Raw genomic sequence first — 24,628 nt, 5'->3', positions numbered from 1 at the left:
TCGTTAGTATTACTCTATTTTTATTTAAGCGATTATTAAGCGACAAATACCAAAGCTAAAAGTATAGATTTACTCACTAGAAACACGCTTACAACTGTAAAAACTGTTTTAATTAGCGTCATAAATAGCTTTTTTAGTCGGTTTATTACACTAGTTTAAGATTACTGAAGGTCTTAATTGGAATTATTTACTCATAACTCGAACCTAAAAAATCGAATTTATACTTAACATTTTACTAATTGACTAAAATAAATAATCAATCGACGATAAATTTTATCCACATTCGCGTATTTTTTAGGCTTTTTATCTTCAACAACAGTACTTTTTATAGTTTATTATTTTTATAAGCACTTTAAATAGATCTATTTTGCTAATTTCCGTCTTAAATAAAGGTAAAAGTGAATTATTTTAGAGTTTATAACACTTCTTTAAATTTATTTTATTGATACGATCCAATAATAAGATCGTTATCAACAAGCAAACGATCCACACTAATCCTAATTTTCTCACCAATTAGTACTTCCATAATTCATTTATAAAAGATCAATAAGTTAAACTAAATAAGCATAATATGATAATTAATTATCAAGAACTTTCCCCAACTTTATCAACAACTTGATCCACTAGTTATAACTACAGTATATAAATTAAAATAGTTTAAATTCAATTAGTTAAGATAATTAATTAACAATAAGATCAGATCAGTAAGTAAAAACTTATACAAAATAAAAAACTAAGCTTTACTGATCAGTTCACTCGGTTATTATAAGCATCTAGTAGACATCAATATTGATCTTATAACGTTATGAATTCAGTAAATATAATTATTGGTAGTCAAATGGGATCTGCCGAATACGTAGCAGAACAGCTTGCTGATGAACTTATTAATCATGGGATCTCTTCACAATTACACGAGCAACCTGAATTAATTAATATTCCTCAAAAAGAGACTATTTGGCTGCTGTGTACATCAACGTATGGCGCAGGTGATTACCCAGAAAATTTATTAACCTTTATCGAAGAAATAAAACAAGAACCTGATTTGAAAGGAATTAAATATACAGTCATTGGTTTAGGTGACACGAGTTACGATACCTATAACTTAGCCGGACGCAATCTAGATCAACTGCTGGCGAGTAAAGGTGCTGAACGTATTTGTGAAAGACTGGAATTAAATATACTTGATGAAGCCTTACCAGAAGACACTGCACTGGCTTGGTTACCCTCATGGCTTAAAAAAGTAGATATGGGTTAATTTGAAAATAAATAATTATAAAAGTTACCCACAATTTACTAATAATTTAGATCGATTTGTGGATAACCTATGATCTAACTGCGATTTTAAGCATGCTTATCCATGGGATAAGTCCTGTTGATAATCGGGCTGTGTATAAAGCGGTCTTTTGATCAGAGGTTACAAGCCGGTTGATCCGATCATATTAACACCTTTAGATCTGTCTTAAGCTACTGTTAAAGAAAACGATCTGAGTGTTACCCACAGAAAACGGGTTAAGTAGTAGTAATAACAGTAAAAGATCTCTTTAAAAGATCCTTTATATTATTAGAGATCACCTACTTAGATCTTGCCCATAGTTTAATCATTTATCTTCTGCTGTTTTCTAGGTAGAATACGCTCCCTTTGAAAATTTGCTGGCTGATTTAAGTAGGATCCCATAAATGATTTTTCACGAAAATTTTGACGTTATCGTAGTAGGCGGTGGACATTCAGGCACTGAAGCCGCACTAGCATCTGCTCGCATGGGTATGAATACCCTGCTACTGACTCACAATATGGATACTCTTGGGCAAATGTCCTGCAACCCAGCAATTGGTGGCATTGGAAAAGGCCACTTAGTAAAAGAAATTGACGCCCTAGGTGGTGCAATGGCCAGCGCGATAGATAAAGGCGGAATTCAATTTCGCACTTTAAACTCATCAAAAGGCCCTGCTGTTCGCGCGACTCGAGCTCAAGCTGATCGCGGACTTTACAAAGCCGCAATTCAACAAACTTTGCAAAACCAAGATAATTTAAAGATCTTTCAACAATCATGTGATGATCTAATTGTCGAAGGTGATCGTGTTTTAGGTGTGGTAACCCAAATGGGATTACGCTTTAGCGCGCCCTCTGTAGTGCTCACTGTAGGTACTTTCTTAGGTGGTCAAATTCATATAGGCCTTGAGAAATTTAAAGGCGGTCGCGCTGGTGATCCACCTTCAATCGCATTGGCTGATCGTTTACGTGAATTGCCATTTCGTGTTGATCGCTTAAAAACAGGCACTCCACCACGTATTGATGCTCGTACTGTTGATTTTAACAAAATGCAGCAACAACCAGGTGATACACCAACACCAGTATTCTCATTTATGGGTAATCAAGCAGATCATCCACAACAGATCCCGTGTTATATCACTTATACGAATGAAAAAACGCATGATGTGATCCGTAAAAACTTACATCGCTCGCCTATGTACTCTGGTGTTATTGAAGGTATTGGCCCACGCTACTGCCCTTCAATTGAAGATAAGATTGTTCGCTTTGCTGATAAAGACAAACATCAAATATTTGTAGAACCAGAAGGTTTAACGTCATATGAGCTTTATCCAAATGGTATTTCAACTAGTTTACCGTTTGATGTACAACTTGAAATAGTGCAATCAATTAGTGGTTTTGAAAACGCTCATATTTGTCGTCCTGGTTACGCTATTGAATATGACTTTTTTGATCCTAGAGACTTAAAGCAATCACTAGAAACTAAATTTATTGATGGGTTATTCTTTGCAGGCCAAATAAATGGTACTACTGGTTACGAAGAAGCCGGTGCACAAGGTTTAATAGCCGGCATGAATGCAGCATTACAAGTGCAGGGCAAAGAATCATGGACACCACGTCGTGATGAAGCTTACACCGGTGTGTTAATCGACGACTTAGCGACGCTTGGTACTAAAGAACCATACCGTATGTTTACTAGCCGCGCTGAGTACCGGTTATTATTACGTGAAGATAATGCTGATATTCGTTTAACTGAAAAGGGCCGCGAGCTTGGCTTAGTTGATGATGCACGCTGGCAAGCATTCAACGAAAAAATGGAAGTGATTGCTAAAGAATCTCAACGTATTAAAAATACGTGGATCCATAAAGATCATGCCATGGTTGATAAAGTAAATGAATTACTAAAAACACCATTAACCCGTGAAGCAAGTTTAGAAGAATTACTACGCCGCCCTGAAATTCGTTATAATGATCTAATGGCTATTGACGGTTTAGGATCTGACTTTACTAATAAAGCAGCACTTGAGCAGGTGGAGATCCATACTAAATACGCAGGCTATATTGCACGTCAGCAGGATGAGATCAATAAACAACTGCGCCATGAAGAAACTATTTTACCGAAAGAATTTGATTATAAAACAGTTTCTGGCTTATCTAATGAAGTTGTTGCAAAACTTACCGAAGCACGTCCAGATACGATTGGCCAAGCATCGCGTATTTCTGGTATCACCCCTGCGGCTATTTCGCTATTATTAGTGTATCTAAAAAAGCAAGGCTTGCTACGTAAAACCGCGTAGTCATTAAGGAACACTGTGTTACAGCAACAATTAACTACTTTATTAGCGCAAACTGATATTGCGCTAACAGAAAAACAACAACAACAGCTTGTGCAATATGTTGAGTTACTCGACAAATGGAACAAAGCGTATAATTTAACTTCAGTGCGTTTACCTGAAGAGATGATGATAAAACACATTATGGATAGTTTAGTTGTTGCTGCGCACCTACCCGGTCATCATTATATTGATGTTGGCACAGGTCCTGGTTTACCTGGTATTGTACTGGCAATTGCCCTACCTGATACGCAATTTATTTTACTCGATAGCTTAGGTAAAAGAGTGCGCTTTTTAATGCAGGTTAAACATGACCTAGGATTAAAAAATGTAACCCCGGTGCAGTCTAGAGTTGAAGAATATCAACCAAGTGTTAAATTAGATGGTGTATTAAGTCGCGCATTTGCGTCTTTACAAGATATGGTTGACTGGTGTTCACACTTGATTGATCATTCAGGTAAATTTATAGCCTTAAAAGGCGTATTTCCAAGTGAAGAGCTAAAGTCGTTACCGCGGGGTATTAAGTTCGAGCAAAAAATACCCTTGGAAGTACCAAATTTAGATGCACAAAGGCATTTAATTATTCTGTCTAAAGATTAGGGATCAGAACACTGTGGCAAAAGTCATCGCATTAGCAAATCAAAAAGGGGGCGTTGGTAAAACAACGACCGCTGTTAACCTCGCAGCTTCTATGGCTGCGACGAAGCGTAAAGTGTTGTTAATTGATCTTGATCCCCAGGGTAATGCCACTATGGGGAGCGGTGTTGATAAATATGGTGATGTTGCCACTATTTATGATTTATTAATTGAAGATAAACCGATTGAAGAGGTTATTAACAAAGAAACCTCTGGTGAATATCATTTAATTGCAGCTAACGGTGATGTAACCGCCGCAGAAGTAAAGTTAATGGAGCTATTTGCCCGTGAAGTCCGTCTTCGTAAGGCTTTAGATAAAATCCAAGATCAATACGAATTTATATTTATAGACTGTCCTCCGTCACTAAATATGCTGACAGTTAATGCAATGGCTGCCGCAGATTCTATTTTAGTGCCTATGCAATGTGAGTATTATGCACTTGAAGGTTTAACGGCCTTGATGGATACCATTACTCAACTTGCAAAAATGGTTAATCCAGAATTAAAAATTGAAGGCATATTGCGCACCATGTATGATCCGCGTAATCGCCTCGCAAATGATGTGTCTGAGCAATTAAAACAACACTTTGGCGATAAGGTATACCGTACCGTAATCCCCCGTAATGTTCGACTTGCAGAAGCGCCCAGTTTTGGTGCACCAGCAATGTATTATGACCGGGCATCAAGTGGTGCTAAAGCCTATTTAGCACTAGCCGGTGAAATGTTACGTAGAAAAGAGAAAACTTCTTCAGCAGTAGCCTAACTTTGAGGTAAAAAAATAACATGTCTGCTAAAAAACGTGGTTTAGGCCGAGGACTCGATGCTTTATTAAGTTCATCAAAACCTGCACCCGGTGCAGTAAAAGACGGTAATAGTTCTGTTAGCACTGAGCAAGCTGACACGGCTATAGAGCCAGTTAAAGCTAGTGAATTACAAAGGCTTGCCATTGAGCATTTACACTCAGGTAAGTATCAACCGCGTAAAGATATGTCTGAAGAAGCGCTTGAAGAGCTTGCCAATTCGATTCGTGCCCAAGGTATTATTCAACCTATAGTTGTGCGTCCAATAGCCAAAGATAGCTTTGAAATTATTGCTGGTGAACGTCGCTGGCGTGCTGCGCAAATAGCTAAGCTTGATACTGTGCCATGTATTATCAAAGACGTGCCAGATGAAGCTGCTGTTGCTATTGCGCTAATTGAAAATATTCAACGTGAAGACTTAAATGCAATGGAAGAAGCTATTGCCTTAAGTCGCCTATTGACTGAGTTTGAATTAACGCATCAGCAAGTCGCTGAGGCCGTTGGTAAGTCTCGTACTACAGTGACTAACTTATTACGCCTAAATAATCTTAATGAAGATGTTAAAATACTGCTAGAACATGGCGATATCGAAATGGGTCATGCTCGGTGCTTGCTTGCACTCGAAGGTGATGCTCAATCTGATGCCGCACGCTTAGCCGTTGCTAAAGCGCTTACTGTCCGCGAAACTGAAAAGTTAGTGCGTTCAATTTTAGAACCTGCTCCGATTAAAGAACCTATCGAAAAAGATCCAGATGTCAAAAAGTTAGAACTGAAACTAGCTGAAAATCTGGGTGCAAAAGTCGAAATTAACTATAATAAAAAAGGCAAAGGGAACCTGGTTATTTCTTACACCAATCTCGATGAATTAGAGGGAATTTTAGAACGCATTAACAGCGACCCCCTTACACTTTAATTTTTATCATGTCTTAAAATAGACATTAGTAGTAAATTTGCACCACAAAGCGTCAACTCAAGTTGCAAAACTGGTAAAAATAAGTATACTTTCGCCAGTTTTCATACCCTGATATATAGATTGTCATTAAGGTTAACTAGACGTGACGAATAAGTTAGCAAGTCCTTATCGACGAGCCGCATTTAAATTAATCTGTCTTCAGGGCTTAGTGGCGTTGATAGCTGCTGTAATTATTTTTATAGGTTGGGGAGTTGATGCCGGCCGTTCAGTACTCGCTGGCGGTGTTGTAGCTGTCCTCCCTAATTTTGTATTTGCTGCTTATGCATTCCGATTTATGGGTGCTAGTAAAGCAAATCAAGTGTATACCTCGCTAAAGCGCGGTAACGGATTAAAATTTTTGCTAACAATCATTTTGTTTGCGCTAATACTGAAATCGTACTCGGTCATATTAATGCCCTTTTTTTGTGCTTATGTATTGGTTCTCTTTATTGGATTGTTTGCACCCGTTTTTTTTAAACATTAACTTTTGGGATATAACATGGCTGCAGAAGAAGTTACTATATCAAGCCATATCCAGCATCACTTAACCAATGCTAAGATGTGCTCGACCGACACCGGTCTAGCCTTCAATAAAGCATGTACGGACAGTGGTTTCTGGACATGGCATATAGATACCCTCGCATGGTCAATCGGATTAGGTCTACTATTTTTATGGATCTTCCGTCGTGCGGCTTCAAAATCAACACTGGGTGTACCAGGAAAATTTCAATGTTTCATTGAAATGATAGTTGAGTTCATTGGTGACAACGTACGTGATACTTTTCATGGTAAAAGTAAGCTCATTGCCCCATTAGCCTTAACGATTTTCGTTTGGGTGTTTTTGATGAACTTAATGGATTTAATTCCGGTTGACTTCTTACCTTCGCTTGCAGGCTTCGTTGGCGAAACTGCATTTGGTATGGACTCACACGATGTGTACATGAAAGTTGTACCAACAACTGATATCAACTTAACCGCCGCGCTTGCGATTGGTGTGTTTTTATTGATGATCGGCTACTCAATTAAAATTAAGGGAATTGGTGGTTTTATCGCCGAGCTTACGCTTCATCCGTTCAGCTCAAAAAGTAAAATCGCGATGATTTTCTTAATTCCTTGTAACTTATTACTTGAACTAATCGCGCTGGTGTCTAAGCCATTCTCGTTAGCACTGCGTTTGTTCGGTAACTTATATGCTGGTGAGTTGATTTTCATCTTAATCGGCGCAGTTGGTTTAATGCAACTTCCGTTGCACTTTGTTTGGGCTGTTTTCCACATCTTAGTAATCGTGTTACAAGCATTCGTATTTATGATGCTAACGGTTGTTTATCTAAGCATGGCAAGTTCAGACAATCATTAATTTACAAATTTACTTTTAACTTTAATTTATAATTGAAACTTTGGAGAAAAAAATGGAAGCTTTAGAATTGGTAACAGGCTTAAAATATATCGCAGTTGCACTACTTATCGGTTTTGGTGCAATCGGTACAGCTGTTGGTTTTGGTAACATGGGTGGTAAATTCCTTGAAGCATGTGCGCGTCAACCTGAGCTTGCACCATCACTACAAGTTAAAATGTTCATCCTTGCTGGTTTAATCGATGCTGTAGCAATGATTGGTGTTGGTATCGCGATGGTAATCTTGTTCGTACTTTAATTTTAATTTGAACAGCTTACTATTTTAAGGAGGAGCGGTTGTGAATATTAACGCCACTCTTATCGGTGAATTAATTGCGTTTACGGTGTTTGTACTTTTCTGTATGAAGTATGTATGGCCACCACTTAATGGCGCAATTGAATCTCGCCAAAAGAAAATTGAAGATGGTTTAGCTGCCACTGATAGAGCCGAAAAAGACTTAGAACTTGCGCAAAAAAAAGCTGCTGAGCAGCTTAAAGAAGCAAAAGAACAAGCGGCTGATATCATTGAACAGTCTAAAAAGCGTGCAGCAGTAATCGTTGACGAAGAGACTACTCGTGGTCGCGAAGAACGTGAAAAAATTGTTGCTCAAGGACACTCTGAAATCGAAGCAGAGCGTAACAGTGTGACTGAAGAGCTACGTAAACAAGTAGCTACTTTAGCGATTGTTGGCGCTGAACGTATTTTAGAGCGTGAAATCAATCAAGCCGCACATAGTGACATCGTTGAAAAACTTGTCGCTAAGCTGTAATTAGGAGGGTATGAGCATGTCTAAATTGACTACTATCGCTCGCCCATACGCTAAAGCGGCTTTTGAACTTGCCGTTGAGAAAGGCACTGTTGAAAGTTGGAATGATATGTTGTTTTTTGCTAGCCACGTTGCCAGTAATGAGCAAGTTGATTCTGCTTTATCGGGTTTGTCTAAAGCAACTGACCAAGCTGAGTTCTTTATTAAAGTTTGTGCAGAGCAGCTCAACGAACACGGCCAAAACCTTGTTAAGGTAATGGCTGAAAATGGGCGTTTAGTTGCCCTACCAGCGGTTGCTGAGTTATTCACAGCGTTTAAAGCTGAGTATGACAAAGAAGTTGATGTTGATGTCACTTCTGCAACATCGCTTGCTGCTGAGCAGCAAGAATCACTGGTAGCGGCGCTTGAAAAACGTTTCGCACGCAAAATTAAGCTGAATTGTAGTGTTGATGAATCTGTAGTTGGTGGTCTTGTTATCAAGGCTGGTGACAAGGTAATCGATGGCTCTATTCGCGGCAAATTAAGCCGCCTAGCTACTACACTACAATCGTAATTGGGAAGAAGAGCATGCAACTTAATTCCACTGAAATTTCAGATCTGATCAAACAACGTATTGAGCAGTTCGAAGTTGTAAGTGAAGCTCGTAACGAAGGTACTATCGTATCTGTTACAGACGGTATCATCCGCATTCACGGTCTAGCTGACTGTATGCAAGGTGAAATGATTGAGCTTCCAGGCAACCGTTATGCTATCGCACTAAACCTTGAGCGCGACTCAATTGGTGCAGTAGTAATGGGTCCATACGCTGACCTTACAGAAGGCGTAAAAGTTTATACTACTGGTCGTATTCTTGAAGTGCCTGTTGGTCGTGGTTTACTTGGTCGTGTTGTAAACACACTAGGTGCTCCAATCGATGGTAAAGGCACATTAGATAACGACGGTTTTGAATCTGTTGAAAAGATTGCACCTGGTGTAATCGAACGTCAATCAGTAGATGAGCCAGTACAAACTGGTTATAAGTCTATCGATGCGATGATCCCAGTAGGTCGCGGTCAACGTGAGCTAGTTATTGGTGATCGCCAAACAGGTAAAACAGCATTAGCAATCGATGCCATCATCAATCAAAAAAACACAGGCGTTAAGTGTGTGTATGTAGCGATTGGTCAAAAAGCATCTACGATTGCTAACGTAGTACGTAAATTAGAAGAGCATGATGCACTAGCAAATACAATTATAGTTGTTGCATCAGCCTCTGAATCTGCGGCACTTCAGTACTTAGCACCGTTTTCGGGCTGTACAATGGGTGAATACTTCCGTGACCGTGGTGAAGACGCGTTAATTGTATATGATGATTTATCTAAGCAAGCAGTTGCTTATCGTCAAATCTCATTACTATTAAAACGTCCACCAGGGCGTGAAGCATACCCAGGTGACGTATTCTATCTTCATTCTCGTCTTTTAGAGCGTGCATCGCGTGTAAACGCTGATTACGTTGAGAAATTCACCAATGGTGAAGTGAAAGGTAAAACAGGTTCATTGACGGCATTGCCAATCATTGAAACTCAAGGCGGCGACGTTTCTGCGTTCGTACCGACAAACGTTATCTCTATCACCGATGGTCAGATTTTCTTAGAAACTGACTTATTTAACTCAGGTATCCGTCCGGCAGTAAATGCTGGTATCTCGGTATCGCGTGTTGGTGGTGCTGCACAAACTAAAATCGTTAAGAAACTAGGTGGCGGTATCCGTCTAGCCCTAGCTCAGTACCGTGAGTTAGCTGCGTTCTCGCAGTTCGCGTCTGATCTTGATGATGCTACTCGTGCTCAACTTGAGCATGGTGAGCGTGTAACAGAGCTAATGAAACAGAAACAGTACGCACCAATGTCTGTTGCTGAAATGTCACTGTCGCTATTTGCTGCTGAGAAAGGCTTTCTTCAAGATATCAAAATCGATAAGATTATGGATTTTGAAGCTGCAGCGCTTTCTTTTGCAAACAGCACATACGCAGAGCTTATGGCTCAAATCAATGAAACTGGTAACTACAACGCCGAGATCGAAGCGCAACTTAAAGAACTTCTTGAGAAGTTCAAGTCTACGCAAACTTGGTAATTTAGTTATTAATGGTGCACTTTATTAATAAAAGTGCACCTTGATTCGGAGAGAGAGTCATGGCTAGCGGAAAAGAGATTAAAAGCAAGATCGGGAGTATTAAAAATACTCAAAAGATCACCAGCGCAATGGAAATGGTTGCTGCGTCTAAAATGAAAAAGGCGCAAGAACGAGTGGCTTCAAGCCGCCCATATGCTGAAAAGTTACGTAAAGTGATTGGTCGTATTGCTCAAGCAAATCTTGATTTTACTCATCCGTTCTTAGAAGAACGTGAAGTAAAACGAGTTGGTTATATTGTTATCTCTACAGACCGTGGTCTGTGCGGTGGTTTAAACTCAAATGAGTTTAAAAAAGTCGCATTAGAAATCAAGGCGTGGAAAGAGAAAGGCGTTCAAGCTGATTTTGCTACTTTAGGTGGTAAAGCAGCTGGCTTTTTTCAACGTTTTGGTGGTCAAGTACTTGCCAAAAAAGCAGGTCTTGGAGATAAACCTTCAGTACAGGACGTTATTGGTCCAGTAAAAATAATGCTTGATGCATTCGCTGAAGGTAAAATTGACCGTTTATTCCTGGTATATAACAACTTTGTTAATACCATGAAGCAAGAGCCAATAGTAGATCAGTTACTCCCTTTGCCAAAAGCTGAAGAAGAAGTATCTGCACATGCATGGGATTACTTGTATGAGCCAAACCCAGAGGCTATTTTAGAGTCTTTGCTAGTACGCTTTATTGAATCTCAAGTATACCAAGGTGTAGTTGAAAACGCTGCCTCAGAACAGGCCGCCCGTATGGTTGCAATGAAAGGCGCAACTGATAATGCCGGTGACCTTATGGATGAGTTACAGCTTGTTTATAACAAGGCTCGCCAAGCGGCAATCACACAAGAAATTAGTGAGATTTGTTCTGGTTCAGCAGCAGTTTAATGCTTCGGGCAAAGATTAACGAGAGGAATAGACATGAGTTTAGGTAAGGTCGTCCAAATTATCGGCGCCGTTGTGGATATCGAATTTCCACAAGACAGCGTGCCAGCCGTATATGACGCGCTAAAAGTAACAGATGGCGATTTAGCTGGTTTGACTTTAGAAGTCCAACAACAGCTAGGTGGCGGTGTGGTACGTACTATCGCACTGGGTACTACTGACGGTTTACGTCGTGGTGCACTAGTAGAAAACACAGGTGAAGCAATTCAAGTTCCCGTTGGTATTAAGACCTTAGGTCGTATCATGAACGTACTTGGTGAACCAATTGATGAAGCTGGCCCAATCGGTGAAGAAGAGCGTATGTCTATTCACCGTGCAGCGCCAACTTACGAAGAGCAATCAAGCTCTGTTGAACTTTTAGAAACTGGTATCAAGGTAATCGACCTTGTATGTCCGTTCGCTAAAGGTGGTAAAGTTGGTTTATTCGGTGGTGCCGGCGTTGGTAAAACCGTTAACATGATGGAACTTATCCGTAACATCGCAATCGAGCACAGCGGCTACTCAGTATTCGCCGGTGTTGGTGAGCGTACTCGTGAGGGTAACGACTTCTACCATGAGATGACTGACTCGAACGTAATCGACAAAGTATCTCTTGTATACGGTCAGATGAATGAGCCACCAGGTAATCGTCTACGTGTTGCTTTGACTGGTTTGACTATGGCTGAGAAATTCCGTGACGAAGGTCGTGACGTGCTTTTCTTCGTAGATAACATCTACCGTTACACGCTTGCGGGTACAGAAGTATCTGCATTGCTAGGTCGTATGCCATCTGCCGTAGGTTACCAGCCAACACTTGCTGAAGAAATGGGTGTACTGCAAGAGCGTATCGCATCGACTAAGACAGGTTCAATCACTTCAATCCAAGCGGTATACGTACCTGCGGATGATTTGACCGATCCGTCTCCAGCAACAACGTTTGCTCACTTAGATGCAACAGTGGTACTTTCTCGTGACATCGCATCATTAGGTATTTACCCAGCGGTAGATCCACTTGATTCATCTTCACGCCAACTTGATCCACAAGTAATTGGTGAAGAGCACTACAACATAGCACGTGGCGTTCAGACAGTTCTTCAACGTTATAAAGAACTTAAAGACATCATTGCAATCCTAGGTATGGACGAGCTTTCTGACGAAGACAAGCAACTTGTATCTCGTGCACGTAAAATCCAGCGTTTCCTATCTCAGCCATTCTTTGTGGCAGAGGTATTTACAGGTTCGCCAGGTCAATACGTTTCACTGAAAGACACAATTGCTGGCTTCACAGGCATTTTAAACGGTGAGTTTGATGACCTTCCAGAGCAAGCATTCTACATGGTTGGCTCTATCGAAGAAGCTCAAGAAAAAGCCAAAGGCATGTAATTAGGAGGGTAGTATGGCAGCTATGACTGTACATCTTGACGTAGTAAGCGCAGAAGAAAAGTTATTTTCTGGTCTCGTTGAATCGATTCAAGTAAGCGGTAGTGAAGGTGACCTGGGTATTAACTATGGCCACGCTCCACTATTGACTGCCCTAAAACCTGGTATGATTCGTATAGTTAAGCAATTTGGTCACGAAGAAGTGATGTATGTTGCTGGCGGTACTTTAGAGGTTCAACCAAATATCATTAGTATCCTAGCTGATACTGCGGTACGTGGTGAAGACCTTGATGAAGAGTCTGCTGCAAAAGCTAAACGTGAAGCACAAGAGCAAATGGCTAACGCCTCTGCTGCTGAGTTGGATTACCAACAAGCAGCAGTTCAACTAGCGGAAGCTATAGCTCAATTACGTGTAATTAAACAATTACGCAGTAAGTAAACCTATCAGGTTTTTAAAAGCCCACTTTATGTGGGCTTTTTTGTGCCTGTAATTTGGCTTTACACTTATATCGGTTAGCAAAGCTGGTTACAATAAGTGTAATTATTATGAACAGTTTGTTTATCATAGATTCAGTCATTATTTTTTATAATATGACTGAGTATGTATACATGGAGTGACATGCGTAATCTAGTAAACTTATTTTCATTAACTACTCAATAAAACAACGAAAAAAGGAAATTGTTTTAATGGCTCTAACAACAGTAATTCTTGCTGCGGGTAAAGGTACTCGTATGCGCTCTGCTCTACCAAAAGTACTGCATAAAGTGGCAGGTAAACCTATGGTGCAGCACGTTATTGATAATGCAAAGGCACTTGGTGCAACGACCACTAACTTAGTTTACGGTCATGGTGGCGAACTATTACAACAACAACTTGCCGATAACAACGTAAACTGGGTACTGCAAGCAGATCAACTTGGCACCGGACACGCCGTTGCGCAAGCTAACCCGCATATTGATGATGATGACACCGTGCTGGTTTTATATGGTGATGTACCATTAACTAAGCAATCAACGCTTGAGCGTTTACTTGCTGCAACACCTAAAAATGGTTTAGCTGTATTAACTGTAAGTTTAGCTAACCCAAATGGTTATGGGCGTATGCTTCGTGTTGATGACAAGTTAGTAGGGATTGTTGAACAAAAAGATGCAAGCTCAGAGCAGTTACTTATTAACGAAGTAAATACTGGTATCATGGCCGTTAACGGCAAGTTGTTAAAAAGCTGGTTAGGTAACTTATCTAACGAAAACGCTCAAGGTGAATATTACTTAACAGATATTGTTGCTATGGCGCACAGTGAAGGTGTAGAAATCACATCGGCGCAGCCAGATCATGCAATGGAAGTTGAAGGCGCAAATAACCGCGTACAACTTGCAGCTCTAGAGCGTGCTTATCAAGCATGGCAAGCAGAAGAGTTAATGTTAAATGGTGCCACCCTAGCCGACCCGGCGCGTATTGATGTACGTGGCGACGTTAAAACAGGCGAAGACGTATTAATTGATATAAACGTTATCTTTGAAGGGAATGTAATCCTTGGTAATAACGTACAAATTGGCCCAAATTGTGTACTTAAAAACTGCACTGTAGGCGATAACGTTGTAATAAAAGCAAATACCTTAATTGAAGACGCACGTGTTGCTGCTAAATGTACTCTTGGTCCTTATGCCCGCCTACGCCCTGGTGCCATTATGGAAGAAGACTCACACATTGGTAACTTTGTCGAAATGAAAAAAACCCGTCTAGGCAAAGGCTCTAAAGCTAACCACTTAAGTTATTTGGGTGATGCTGAAATTGGCGAAAAGGTTAACATTGGCGCGGGCACTATTACCTGTAATTATGATGGCGTTAATAAATCCAAAACTATTATTGGCGATAATGCTTTTATTGGTTCTAATTCATCATTAGTTGCACCCGTAAATATAGGTGCAACAGCAACAATTGGTGCCGGTTCAGTAATCACCAGTACTGTTGAAGATGAGCAGCTCGCAATAGCACGCGCTAAACAACGTAATTTAACGGGCTGGAGCCGACCGGTTAAAAAATAAAAACCTTTAAGACATAATAGCGAATGCCTACATTCGCTATTATGTTGACATACATATCTCATATGTATCATTTTCTGTTTCAATTATGTTAATTTTGGAAAAATAGAATAGCTTTTTTATTGTTTACCAATAACCTATAACCCTCTAAATTGAGAGTCCTAGGACTATAATTAAAAAGGTATAACATGAAACACACAATTACAGCGCTGTCTTCCTCTATTGCATTATCGCTTATTTCTTTAAGTTATTCTTCATCTAGCCAAGCTGCGATTGAGTTAGCAAATATTGATATCGGCGGTCAAAAAACAAAAGTTGAACTTGGCGGATATGCAAAAGCAGATGTACGCCATGTTTCTGGTGATATAGCTTACCAAGATTATTGGACGGGTAACTTCCCGCAAGGTGAGCCTATTGATACCTCCCATACCGGCTTTAATGTTAAAGAATCAAGAATCAATTTAAAAATTCAGCGTGGAGAAGTCATTGGTTTTGCCGAAGTAGATTTCTATGGTGGCGGTGGTAATGAAGTTGTAAGTAATTCTTCTAATAATCGTCTTCGCCACCTATATATTCAATATCAAGATTGGCTTGTTGGCCAAACGTGGTCAACATTTATGCCATTGGTTGCAATTCCAGAAACGCTAGACTTTGGTGGTCCTCATGTTGGTGAGGTTTTCGTTCGTCAAACACAAATTCGTTATAGTCATGGTGGATGGCAGTTTGCGATTGAAAGTCCTGAAACAAATGGTGATGGTGATACTGGGGCAGCCTCTAGTGGCGTTGGTGTGACAGGCGCAGACGCTGATAAGGATGAATCAATTCCTGACTTTGTTGCTCGCTACAACTACAAAAAAAGCTGGGGTGAATTATCCGTTGGGGCATTACTTAGAAAGGTAGATCAAGGCGGCATAGATGAAACATCGATCGCTGGTAGCTTTTCGGGGAAAATAAATACATTTGGTAACGATGACTTTCGATTCCAACTAACTGTGGGTGAACCAGGTCGTTATACTGGTGCAGGATTTACACCTGATATCGTAATTGAAGATGGTACAGACGTTGTTGTTGAAAAAACAACGGCATACACTGTCGCTTATAAACATGTTTGGGTTGATAGCTGGCGTTCAACGCTATTTTATGGCGGAGCCACTACAGACGTTACAGAAAAAGACCGCTCTCACATGGGGGTTAACTTAATAACCAATGTAACCGACGATTTAAATGTAGGTGTTGAATTGGGTCAATATGCTATTGATGATAAGAATATGGAAAGTATTGATTCTAACTATTTACAATTTTCGGCTAAATATACTTTCTAAGATTACCTAAATTCGGATAATAAGTGCAATTTCTCAGATTAGATGGCCAGCTGTTATAATTCGGCCATTTTCTCGCCAAAGGAAATTGCTTTAATGAAATATAAACAGCTGACACAAGAAGAAAGATACCAGATTTACGCGTTAATAAAAGCAGGAAATAACCAAAAGCAGATAGCTGAAGAACTAACTCGTTCACCGTCATCTATTTCTAGAGAGCTAAAACGCAATAAAGGACTTAAAGGCTATCGGCCTAACCAAGCCAATAACTTTGCTGAACAAAGACGTAAGTCATCTTTCAAAGCAAGTAAGTTAACAGAGGACGTCACTCACTGGATTAATAAATTGTTGCATGACGGACTTTCCCCTGAGCAAGTGGCAGGCCGCTTAGCTTTAGAGAAACAGGTCGTTTTACATCATGAAACAATTTATCAATATATTTACAGAGACAAGGCTCGTGGTGGCAAGCTACATAAGACACTCACTCGTGCATGTAAAAAGTATAAAAAACGCTATGGAAGCTATGATAAACGTGGACAGATAGTTAATCGAGTCAGCATTGATGAACGCCCAAGTATTGTGGATTCAAAGTCTAGGATTGGTGATTGGGAGGGCGATACAGTGATAGGTAAAGGGCGTAAAAATGCGCTTGTCACAATGGTTGAACGTAAAACGTTATATACAGTCGTTCACAGAATTGAAAGCAAGCATGCGAAAATAACAGCCGATGCGCTGATCACGTGTATGACACCATATAAAGGTAAGGTTATTACCGTGACGTTAGATAATGGAAAAGAGTTTGCTCACCATGAGCATGTTGCACAAAAATTAGAAGCTGATGTGTATTTCGCTCATCCCTATTCATCATGGGAGCGGGGCATAAATGAGAATACCAACGGCTTACTTAGACGCTTCTTCCCCAAGGGAACTGACTTTATGGCGCTAAGTGAAGCAGAGATACAGGCGGCAGTTGATAAGCTCAACCATCGGCCAAGAAAAACAAGAGGGTATAAAACCCCTCATGAATTATTTACGGGGCAATCAGAAGTTCTGGTGGCTGCATAATGATTGCACTTAATACTTGAATTCAAGTTATATAAGCAACGGTTAAAAATAATAAAAAAGCACACTTAATCATAGTGTGCTTTTTTTTGTTGCAGCGACTCTCGTAAGTGCGATACCAATAACTTTAATTTTTTATCAGGCTGCCTTACTTTGGGGTACATGGCGTACATGCCCATTTTTTTATGTGTAAAAGGGCTTAAAATTTGTGTTAATGAATTATCGTTTAATTCTTCAAATACCAGCGCTAAAGGTAAATAGGCGATACCTAAATTACTAAGCGTAGCTTGCTTTATTGCATTTAGGTTATTACTTCGAAAGTGACCATTAACAGGGAGTAATTGTTCTACGTCATCAATTAATAATGGCCATACTTCATTGCTTTTATTTTCAAATGTATAGAGCAAACATTGATGACTTTGTAGGTGCTCAGGGACTGAAGGTGTACCAAGCTTTTTTAAATAGCTCGGAGTAGCACAGATAATCCACTGGCTATCAATTAAACGTCTTGCAACTAATGATGAATCTTCAAGTTTAGCGGTTCTAATGGCTAAGTCATAACCTTCTTCAATAAGATCAACTAAACGATTGGTAACATTTAACTCAACTGAGACACCTGGATAGATTTTACAAAACTCAGCAATAGATTGACTGAGAATTAAGTCTGCAGAAACGACAGGTACTGTCATTCGTATATTACCTTTAATTTCATCACTATAACTTGTGATTGCATTTTCAGCTTCTTGAAATGCACTTTTCGCTATTTTTGCTTTATCGTAGAGTGTTTTACCTGCATCTGTAAGGCTTAATTTTCTGGTTGTTCTGTAAAGTAACTGGGTATTTAAACTTTCTTCTAAACGAGCTATGCGCTTGCTGACAACTGAGTTCGTTAACGATAGTTTATCCGCAACTTTAGAAAATGAGCCCTCATCAACTACTTGAACTAATAAAATCAAATCATCAGCTTTCATTATAATTAGTTCCTTAAATAGTGTAATTTTCATTTTATTATATCAAAAAAGGAAAATGATTTTACCTTTTGTTGCAATATATCAATTAATTTACAAGGAGTAGAGTATATAAAGCTTGAATTCAAGTATTAAGTGCAATCATTATGCAGCCACCAGAACTTCTGATTGCCCCGTAAATAATTCATGAGGGGTTTTATACCCTCTTGTTTTTCTTGGCCGATGGTTGAGCTTATCAACTGCCGCCTGTATCTCTGCTTCACTTAGCGCCATAAAGTCAGTTCCCTTGGGGAAGAAGCGTCTAAGTAAGCCGTTGGTATTCTCATTTATGCCCCGCTCCCATGATGAATAGGGATGAGCGAAATACACATCAGCTTCTAATTTTTGTGCAACATGCTCATGGTGAGCAAACTCTTTTCCATTATCTAACGTCACGGTAATAACCTTACCTTTATATGGTGTCATACACGTGATCAGCGCATCGGCTGTTATTTTCGCATGCTTGCTTTCAATTCTGTGAACGACTGTATATAACGTTTTACGTTCAACCATTGTGACAAGCGCATTTTTACGCCCTTTACCTATCACTGTATCGCCCTCCCAATCACCAATCCTAGACTTTGAATCCACAATACTTGGGCGTTCATCAATGCTGACTCGATTAACTATCTGTCCACGTTTATCATAGCTTCCATAGCGTTTTTTATACTTTTTACATGCACGAGTGAGTGTCTTATGTAGCTTGCCACCACGAGCCTTGTCTCTGTAAATATATTGATAAATTGTTTCATGATGTAAAACGACCTGTTTCTCTAAAGCTAAGCGGCCTGCCACTTGCTCAGGGGAAAGTCCGTCATGCAACAATTTATTAATCCAGTGAGTGACGTCCTCTGTTAACTTACTTGCTTTGAAAGATGACTTACGTCTTTGTTCAGCAAAGTTATTGGCTTGGTTAGGCCGATAGCCTTTAAGTCCTTTATTGCGTTTTAGCTCTCTAGAAATAGATGACGGTGAACGAGTTAGTTCTTCAGCTATCTGCTTTTGGTTATTTCCTGCTTTTATTAACGCGTAAATCTGGTATCTTTCTTCTTGTGTCAGCTGTTTATATTTCATTAAAGCAATTTCCTTTGGCGAGAAAATGGCCGAATTATAACAGCTGGCCATCTAATCTGAGAAATTGCACTTATTATCCGAATTTAGGAAGGCTATTTTCGCCTAATAAAATTTAGAATTATAGTGAGAAAGAGGTTTTCATCAAAATGACACACACAATAATAAGGATCGAGCTATGAGTCAGACAATGTATGGGTTACTTGCACTATTGCCTATTGTGCTTTGTGGTATCTTATTGCTGGGTTTACAGTGGTCCGCTAAAAAAACAATGCCGATGGTGCTTGCTGTGACCGCTACTATTGCTATTTTTGTATGGGATATGACTTTAAACCGCGTTTCGTCGTCGATGCTACAAGGTTTAATTATTACCGTATCAGTTTTATGGATAATATTCGGTGCATTGTTTTTATTAAATACGCTAAAACATACCGGTGCAATTGGAATTATACGTTCAGGCTTTACTAATGTGTCGCCCGATAGACGTATTCAAGTAATTATAATCGCTTGGTGCTTCGGCACATTTATCGAAGGTGCGTCTGGGTTTGGCACGCCTGCCGCTATCGCAGCCCCCTTATTGGTTGCTATAGGGTTTCCAGCCTTAGCAGCGGTATTAATGGGAATGATGATTCAAAGTACCGCGGTCTCTTTTGGTGCTGTAGGTACGCCAATCATTATCGGTGTAAATAAAGGACTTGATACCACTGCGATCAGTGCCTTACTGGCAAAAGAAGGCTTACAGTGGCAAGATTTTTTGCAATTAGTAACAAGTCAGGTTGCCATAATTCACGGGATTGTAGGTACATTTATGCCCCTAATTATGGTCATGATGCTAACTCGCTTTTTTGGTAAAAATAAAAGCTGGAAAGAAGGCGCGGCTATTTGGCCATTTGCCATTTTTTCCGGGTTAGCTTTTACCGTTCCTTATGTACTTACGGGGATTTTCTTAGGACCTGAATTTCCTACTATCATTGGTGGTTTAGTTAGTATCGCTATTGTCATTAATGCTGCTAAACGAGGATTTTTAACTCCTAAACAAACATGGGATTTTGAGCCATCACAAAATTGGCCAAAAGAATGGTTTGGAAAGCTAGTTGTTAATACTGATGATGTAGCACCTTCTAAGTCAGATAAAAATATTTCTGCGGTTATGGCATGGTTTCCTTACCTTCTTGTTGCAATATTACTTGTATGTTCGCGAGTATTTGTCGAGTTTAAGGAATTACTGCTTAGCGCGACAGTCGACTTTTCAGCCATATTAGGTGAAGAAGGGATCAGTGCAAGTCTTAGCCCACTATATTTGCCTGGTGGCATATTGTTAGTGAGCGCACTTGTTGCGGCTATTTTTCAAACTAAAAAGCCAGCCACAGCGCTAAATAACGCATTTAAAGAGTCGGGTAAAACGGTATTAGGTGCAGGTTTTGTGCTTATTTTTACTATACCAATGGTAAGAATTTTTATTAATTCAGGCACTAACTTATCTGACGTTGTCAGTATGCCGGTTGCCAGTGCAGAATTATTTGCGGGTATATTAGGCAATGCTTACCCATTAATAAGCTCGACTATTGGTGCGCTTGGTGCGTTTATCGCAGGCTCAAATACGATTTCAAATATGATGTTTAGTCAATTTCAATACGAAGCAGCAATGAACCTAAGCATATCTCCTTCAACAATTATTGCATCACAAGCTGTGGGCGCAGCGGCTGGTAATATGATTGCTATTCATAACGTAGTTGCTGCATCAGCCACAGTTGGTTTGCTAGGTATGGAAGGTTCAACACTAAGGCGGACTATTCTACCGACAATTTATTATGTGTTATTTAGTGGAATTATCACTATGGCTGTCATTTACATTTTTGATTATCAAGGACCTTTAGCTGTATGAATCATGAAATAATTCAAGATCAGGGTAAAAATATATATTCTTCAAAAGCTACTTTTCAAGCTAAGCTGAACCCTGACCAAGTTTTGGACAAACTAACAAATATATTAGGTGCTAGTAATTTACAGGCTGATCCAGAAAAAAACGAGCACTACAGAGTGGGTTGGCGATCTGGGGGAGGAAGCGCATTAGCGGTACTATTCCCACAGACTCTATTAGATATTTGGCGTAGTTTGGAGGTTTGTGTAGAAGGTAATTGTATAATTATAATGCAAGCCGCTAAAACAGGCTTAACCGAAGGCTCAACTCCCAGTGGTAATGACTATGACAGGCCTGTTGTTGTCATCAATACTCTGGCTATGGATCAGCTATTTTTAGTCAACGAAAATGAACAAGTGATTAGCTTACCTGGCGCGACTTTACATCACTTGCAAAGAGAGCTAAGTGCCGTAAATAGAACTCCTCATTCAGTTATTGGTTCATCAACACTTGGAGCTTCAATAATAGGTGGTGTTTCAAATAACTCTGGTGGGGCACTTGTTAAGCGCGGACCTGCTTATACTGAGCTCTCATTATTTGCCCAAGTTAATGAAAAAGGTGAGTTAACTTTAGTTAATCACCTCGAAGTTGAGTTAGGTAATTCTCCTGAAGAAATATTAACTAACTTGCAAACTGGTAATTTTGATAAAACTAAATTACCTCAAAGTGAAAAGCTTGCATCAGATAAAGAATATATCGCTAGAGTAAGAGACGTTAATGCCAATACACCGAGTCGCTTTAACGCTGACAAACGAAGACTTTATGAAGCGAGTGGTTGTGCCGGAAAGCTTGCAGTATTTGCAGTACGCCTAGACACATATCCAACAGCTGTAAAAGAGAAAACTTTTTACATAGGTACCAGTTGCGTTAATGAGCTTGCGCAGTTGAGAAAACAAATATTATCTACCTTCAAAAACATTCCTGAAGTGGGTGAATATATGCATCGTGATATATTTGATGTATCAGCTAAATACGGTAAAGACACATTTTTAAGTATTAAGCACCTTGGAACAGATGCATTACCTAAATTGTTTTCTATTAAAGGGCGTGTTGACTCCAAACTTAATAAGTTATCTTGGATGCCAAAACATTTTACCGATAAGGCTATGCAGCTAGTTGGTAAAGTATTTCCACAGCATTTACCTAAACGAATGCTAGAATACCGCGATAAGTATGAACATCATCTAATAATGAAAATGAGTGATGATGGCATAGAAGAAGCGCAGACTTTCTTAAAGTCATTTTTTGAAACTTCTGAAACAGGTACTTATTTCGAATGTAATAAAGAAGAGTCTGAAAGCGCCTTTTTGAATCGTTTTGCAGCAGCAGGTGCAGCATTAAGGTATGAAGTAATGCACGAAAAAGAAGTTGGTGAGATATTAGCGCTTGATATTGCAATACCTCGTAATGAGTTAGACTGGCTTGAAACGCTCCCTAACGAAATTACAAAACATCTAGAAAAGAAACTCTACTATGGACACTTCTTTTGTTACGTGTTTCATCAAGACTATATATTAAAAAAGGGTAGCGATGCTAAACATGTCAAGAAGATGATGTTAACGCTTTTAAATGAGCGAGGCGCAAAATATCCTGCTGAGCACAATGTAGGGCATTTATACGAAGCAGAACCTGATCTGCAAAACTTTTACAAAAGCTTAGACCCAACGAATACGTTTAATCCAGGTATTGGTAAAATGCAAAAAAACAAGCGTAATTGTTCGTGCTGTTTATAGATATAAATAAAATCACCATTAGGTTACTTATTTATAAGTAACCTAATGCATTAATTATAATAAAATAGTTTGTAAATTTAAAAACAGCTCCTAAGCTCAGATGCCGTTAAAGGAAGGATACTTAAACACTGGTAGCTTCGGCGAAATTGGCGATAACGCCTCATGGCCTTTAACTCATCACTAGCTAGAAGGAACCCGTTAAGAAGTAATAATATTTATGTTAGAGAATAAAAAAAGCGAGTCAAAACTCGCTTTTTTACATAAATTCAATACAGTCTAAAAAGAAGCATTTAAGCTCAGCTCTACACTTCGCTCTGTACCCATCCAGCAACTATTAATGTCATAACATGCACCAACATAGCGTTTATCAGCTAAGTTACTCACGGCTAAGCCCACTTTATAGCTGTCATTAAAGCGGTAACTGGCAGCGACATCTAATAAAGTGTAACCAGGTACAGTATCTGAGTTTTGTGCATCAAGCTGGCTTTCACCTACATAGCGTATGCCGCCATTGAATTCCAGCGCATCACTTAAGAAGTAATTTAACCATAATGATGCTTGTTGCTCAGCCACCCAAATAGGTGTTTTTCCTTCTATTGTCTGATCTTGTGGGTTGTCGGTTACTTCAACATCCATATCGGTAAGGTTTAAGGTAATATCTAGTGAATTGCTAAGCTGTTGATAAACACTTACTTCAAAGCCTTTAGATTGTACTTCACCATTTTGCGTGTATTGCATAAAGTCAGGGGTATTAACAACGACATCTTTTTTGCGTAGATCAAAAAATGCCGCCGTTACTTTAGTGCTTGAATCAATATTGTGATATTTAACCCCAGCTTCAATTTGTTCTGCTGTAGTGGGTTTGAATGCTGAACCGGTTAAGGTGTCGACACCAGAGGTTGGCTCAAATGACTCTGAGTAACTCGCGTATGGAGCAATGTTATTATCAAAAGTATAAATAGCTGCCATTCTGAATGTAGTATCACTTTGATCTATTTCTTGATTACTTGTTGCACCGCTCACCGTACTGTTGGTTAAGCTGTAATAATTATCATGGCGCAGACCTGCAATAACGGTTAAAGCGTCAATTTTTATTTCGTCTTGTAAATAAAACCCACGTTGTGATTGATGCAAACGACTAAATTGACGATAAGTATCTAAGGCAGCTGTTGTATCAGCATTAAATTGTGCGTAATCAGGGTTTGATAAGTCTAAGCTTGGCGTATCTACACCAAAGGTATCTGCATAATCGAAGGTTGAATCAAGCGTTTGATACTCAAAGCCAAATAATAAGTTATGGCTGGTATTTGCTATGTTAAATTGGCTTGCTAGTTGGTTATCAACGACAAAGCCTTCAGCATCCTCGATAGTTTTATACGCTGTACGGGTTAATATTTTATCATCATCGGCCAGGCCATAATCATAACTATTTTGCTGCGTGGCATCGGCATTGGTATAGCGAAAGTTTTGTAAAAATGACACTGAGTCAGAAAACTCATGGTTTAACTTATAACCGATCATAGTAACGTCACGAGCAAACTCGGCCCAATTTTTATCACCAGCATATGCATCAGCCTCTAATTTTCCATAACTGGTTTCATAAAGAGCGCCTTTAGCCGGCAGAGGCGTAGAAGGGACCATTTCAGGATCGTCTTGGTAGTATAAATTAAGGTTTAAGTTAGTACGCTCGCTGAGTTCAAAAGTAACTGACGGTGCTATCGTTATTCTTTGCTCTTCTGTGGTTTGCTGTTGACCGTCACTATTACGGGCAAGTGCAATAAACCGATAGTTAATGCCATCAGTTATAGCGCCAGTACTATCGAGTGCGAGCTCTGCTAAGTTATTGGTACCAATGCGGGCTCTTATATTATGCTCA

Annotated in this window: 22 protein-coding genes (1 of these 22 running past the window's edge); 19 read left to right on the top strand and 3 right to left on the bottom strand. The window is 39.5% G+C overall.

Annotation, left to right across the window (positions count from 1 at the left end; all coding sequences use genetic code 11):
- Positions 1 to 805: 805 nt before the first annotated feature.
- The 17 genes from mioC to ACT3S9_RS15615 all read left to right on the top strand — a co-directional run bounded on the left by mioC (position 806) and on the right by ACT3S9_RS15615 (position 17,023).
- Positions 806 to 1,255: an FMN-binding protein MioC gene (gene mioC / locus ACT3S9_RS15695; protein WP_444751084.1), complete on the top strand. Its 450-nt coding sequence runs from the start codon at positions 806 to 808 to the stop codon at positions 1,253 to 1,255.
- 422 nt (positions 1,256 to 1,677) lie between these two features.
- A complete protein-coding gene (mnmG, locus tag ACT3S9_RS15690; protein WP_444751083.1) occupies positions 1,678 to 3,567 on the top strand; it encodes a tRNA uridine-5-carboxymethylaminomethyl(34) synthesis enzyme MnmG in 1,890 nt (629 codons plus the stop codon).
- A 15-nt stretch (positions 3,568 to 3,582) separates the two neighbouring features.
- Complete coding sequence (gene rsmG / locus ACT3S9_RS15685) at positions 3,583 to 4,203, top strand: 16S rRNA (guanine(527)-N(7))-methyltransferase RsmG (protein ID WP_444751082.1); 621 nt, start codon at positions 3,583 to 3,585, stop codon at positions 4,201 to 4,203.
- A gap of 13 nt (positions 4,204 to 4,216) precedes the next feature.
- Positions 4,217 to 5,002: a ParA family protein gene (locus ACT3S9_RS15680; RefSeq protein WP_441834671.1), complete on the top strand. Its 786-nt coding sequence runs from the start codon at positions 4,217 to 4,219 to the stop codon at positions 5,000 to 5,002.
- Positions 5,003 to 5,022: 20 nt separating this feature from the next.
- Positions 5,023 to 5,952, top strand: a complete 930-nt coding sequence (locus ACT3S9_RS15675) for a ParB/RepB/Spo0J family partition protein (protein WP_444751081.1) — start codon at positions 5,023 to 5,025, stop codon at positions 5,950 to 5,952.
- Between the two features lie 142 nt (positions 5,953 to 6,094).
- Entirely contained in the window at positions 6,095 to 6,475 is a 381-nt protein-coding gene (locus ACT3S9_RS15670; protein WP_444751080.1) for an ATP synthase subunit I, read from the top strand.
- 15 nt (positions 6,476 to 6,490) lie between these two features.
- Entirely contained in the window at positions 6,491 to 7,348 is an 858-nt protein-coding gene (atpB, locus tag ACT3S9_RS15665) for a F0F1 ATP synthase subunit A (protein ID WP_444751079.1), read from the top strand.
- Between the two features lie 52 nt (positions 7,349 to 7,400).
- Complete coding sequence (gene atpE, locus ACT3S9_RS15660) at positions 7,401 to 7,643, top strand: F0F1 ATP synthase subunit C (protein ID WP_441834667.1); 243 nt, start codon at positions 7,401 to 7,403, stop codon at positions 7,641 to 7,643.
- Positions 7,644 to 7,683: 40 nt separating this feature from the next.
- Complete coding sequence (gene atpF, locus ACT3S9_RS15655; protein ID WP_441834666.1) at positions 7,684 to 8,154, top strand: F0F1 ATP synthase subunit B; 471 nt, start codon at positions 7,684 to 7,686, stop codon at positions 8,152 to 8,154.
- A 16-nt stretch (positions 8,155 to 8,170) separates the two neighbouring features.
- The gene (gene atpH, locus ACT3S9_RS15650) at positions 8,171 to 8,704 is read left to right on the top strand and encodes a F0F1 ATP synthase subunit delta (RefSeq protein WP_441993098.1); all 534 of its coding nucleotides are present in this window, start codon (positions 8,171 to 8,173) and stop codon (positions 8,702 to 8,704) included.
- A gap of 14 nt (positions 8,705 to 8,718) precedes the next feature.
- The gene (atpA, locus tag ACT3S9_RS15645; protein ID WP_444751078.1) at positions 8,719 to 10,260 is read left to right on the top strand and encodes a F0F1 ATP synthase subunit alpha; all 1,542 of its coding nucleotides are present in this window, start codon (positions 8,719 to 8,721) and stop codon (positions 10,258 to 10,260) included.
- Between the two features lie 59 nt (positions 10,261 to 10,319).
- A complete protein-coding gene (gene atpG / locus ACT3S9_RS15640) occupies positions 10,320 to 11,180 on the top strand; it encodes a F0F1 ATP synthase subunit gamma (protein ID WP_441993099.1) in 861 nt (286 codons plus the stop codon).
- A gap of 33 nt (positions 11,181 to 11,213) precedes the next feature.
- Positions 11,214 to 12,599 carry a F0F1 ATP synthase subunit beta gene (gene atpD / locus ACT3S9_RS15635; RefSeq protein ID WP_444751077.1) on the top strand — a complete coding sequence of 462 codons (1,386 nt, stop codon included), beginning with the start codon at positions 11,214 to 11,216 and terminating at the stop codon, positions 12,597 to 12,599.
- A 13-nt stretch (positions 12,600 to 12,612) separates the two neighbouring features.
- The gene (locus ACT3S9_RS15630) at positions 12,613 to 13,035 is read left to right on the top strand and encodes a F0F1 ATP synthase subunit epsilon (RefSeq protein WP_441834661.1); all 423 of its coding nucleotides are present in this window, start codon (positions 12,613 to 12,615) and stop codon (positions 13,033 to 13,035) included.
- 248 nt (positions 13,036 to 13,283) lie between these two features.
- A complete protein-coding gene (gene glmU / locus ACT3S9_RS15625) occupies positions 13,284 to 14,642 on the top strand; it encodes a bifunctional UDP-N-acetylglucosamine diphosphorylase/glucosamine-1-phosphate N-acetyltransferase GlmU (RefSeq protein ID WP_444751076.1) in 1,359 nt (452 codons plus the stop codon).
- A 185-nt stretch (positions 14,643 to 14,827) separates the two neighbouring features.
- Complete coding sequence (locus ACT3S9_RS15620) at positions 14,828 to 15,961, top strand: DcaP family trimeric outer membrane transporter (protein WP_441831065.1); 1,134 nt, start codon at positions 14,828 to 14,830, stop codon at positions 15,959 to 15,961.
- 93 nt (positions 15,962 to 16,054) lie between these two features.
- Positions 16,055 to 17,023 carry an IS30 family transposase gene (locus ACT3S9_RS15615; RefSeq protein WP_086959932.1) on the top strand — a complete coding sequence of 323 codons (969 nt, stop codon included), beginning with the start codon at positions 16,055 to 16,057 and terminating at the stop codon, positions 17,021 to 17,023.
- 65 nt (positions 17,024 to 17,088) lie between these two features.
- Here the strand turns inward: ACT3S9_RS15615 and ACT3S9_RS15610 are convergent, their stop codons facing one another.
- Positions 17,089 to 17,991 carry a LysR family transcriptional regulator gene (locus ACT3S9_RS15610; RefSeq protein ID WP_192541258.1) on the bottom strand — a complete coding sequence of 301 codons (903 nt, stop codon included), beginning with the start codon at positions 17,989 to 17,991 and terminating at the stop codon, positions 17,089 to 17,091.
- 141 nt (positions 17,992 to 18,132) lie between these two features.
- A complete protein-coding gene (locus ACT3S9_RS15605) occupies positions 18,133 to 19,101 on the bottom strand; it encodes an IS30 family transposase (protein ID WP_086959932.1) in 969 nt (322 codons plus the stop codon).
- Positions 19,102 to 19,276: 175 nt separating this feature from the next.
- Between ACT3S9_RS15605 and ACT3S9_RS15600 the strand changes: the two genes are divergently transcribed.
- The gene (locus ACT3S9_RS15600; RefSeq protein ID WP_444751075.1) at positions 19,277 to 20,983 is read left to right on the top strand and encodes an L-lactate permease; all 1,707 of its coding nucleotides are present in this window, start codon (positions 19,277 to 19,279) and stop codon (positions 20,981 to 20,983) included.
- Positions 20,980 to 22,752 carry a D-lactate dehydrogenase gene (gene dld, locus ACT3S9_RS15595; RefSeq protein ID WP_444751074.1) on the top strand — a complete coding sequence of 591 codons (1,773 nt, stop codon included), beginning with the start codon at positions 20,980 to 20,982 and terminating at the stop codon, positions 22,750 to 22,752. Before ACT3S9_RS15600 ends, dld begins: the two co-directional genes overlap by 4 nt.
- A gap of 276 nt (positions 22,753 to 23,028) precedes the next feature.
- Here dld and ACT3S9_RS15590 read toward each other — a convergent pair whose 3' ends face one another.
- Positions 23,029 to 24,628 carry the 3' portion of a TonB-dependent siderophore receptor gene (locus tag ACT3S9_RS15590; protein ID WP_444751073.1) on the bottom strand. It continues 563 nt past the right edge of the window, so only the last 1,600 of its 2,163 coding nucleotides appear in the window; the start codon falls outside the window, past its right edge — the gene reads right to left on this strand; it ends in the stop codon at positions 23,029 to 23,031.

Source organism: Pseudoalteromonas sp. AOP31-A2-14 (genome assembly GCF_052378035.1).
In the GTDB taxonomy this organism is placed as follows: Bacteria; Pseudomonadota; Gammaproteobacteria; order Enterobacterales; family Alteromonadaceae; genus Pseudoalteromonas.
Note: the sequence above shows the minus strand (reverse complement) of the source record. Positions and strands in the feature narration are given on the sequence as shown.

Bases quoted from the DNA above. Each gene is read 5' to 3' on its own strand.
- ACT3S9_RS15630 (WP_441834661.1), top strand. From the start codon at position 12,613: ATGGCAGCTATGACTGTACATCTTGACGTAGTAAGCGCAGAAGAAAAG.
- mnmG (WP_444751083.1), top strand. From the start codon at position 1,678: ATGATTTTTCACGAAAATTTTGACGTTATCGTAGTAGGCGGTGGACAT.
- ACT3S9_RS15620 (WP_441831065.1), top strand. From the start codon at position 14,828: ATGAAACACACAATTACAGCGCTGTCTTCCTCTATTGCATTATCGCTT.
- ACT3S9_RS15615 (WP_086959932.1), top strand. From the start codon at position 16,055: ATGAAATATAAACAGCTGACACAAGAAGAAAGATACCAGATTTACGCG.
- atpH (WP_441993098.1), top strand. From the start codon at position 8,171: ATGTCTAAATTGACTACTATCGCTCGCCCATACGCTAAAGCGGCTTTT.
- atpA (WP_444751078.1), top strand. From the start codon at position 8,719: ATGCAACTTAATTCCACTGAAATTTCAGATCTGATCAAACAACGTATT.
- dld (WP_444751074.1), top strand. From the start codon at position 20,980: ATGAATCATGAAATAATTCAAGATCAGGGTAAAAATATATATTCTTCA.
- ACT3S9_RS15605 (WP_086959932.1), bottom strand. From the start codon at position 19,101: ATGAAATATAAACAGCTGACACAAGAAGAAAGATACCAGATTTACGCG.
- atpD (WP_444751077.1), top strand. From the start codon at position 11,214: ATGAGTTTAGGTAAGGTCGTCCAAATTATCGGCGCCGTTGTGGATATC.
- atpB (WP_444751079.1), top strand. From the start codon at position 6,491: ATGGCTGCAGAAGAAGTTACTATATCAAGCCATATCCAGCATCACTTA.
- ACT3S9_RS15675 (WP_444751081.1), top strand. From the start codon at position 5,023: ATGTCTGCTAAAAAACGTGGTTTAGGCCGAGGACTCGATGCTTTATTA.
- ACT3S9_RS15600 (WP_444751075.1), top strand. From the start codon at position 19,277: ATGAGTCAGACAATGTATGGGTTACTTGCACTATTGCCTATTGTGCTT.
- mioC (WP_444751084.1), top strand. From the start codon at position 806: ATGAATTCAGTAAATATAATTATTGGTAGTCAAATGGGATCTGCCGAA.
- atpE (WP_441834667.1), top strand. From the start codon at position 7,401: ATGGAAGCTTTAGAATTGGTAACAGGCTTAAAATATATCGCAGTTGCA.
- ACT3S9_RS15610 (WP_192541258.1), bottom strand. From the start codon at position 17,991: ATGAAAGCTGATGATTTGATTTTATTAGTTCAAGTAGTTGATGAGGGC.
- glmU (WP_444751076.1), top strand. From the start codon at position 13,284: ATGGCTCTAACAACAGTAATTCTTGCTGCGGGTAAAGGTACTCGTATG.
- atpG (WP_441993099.1), top strand. From the start codon at position 10,320: ATGGCTAGCGGAAAAGAGATTAAAAGCAAGATCGGGAGTATTAAAAAT.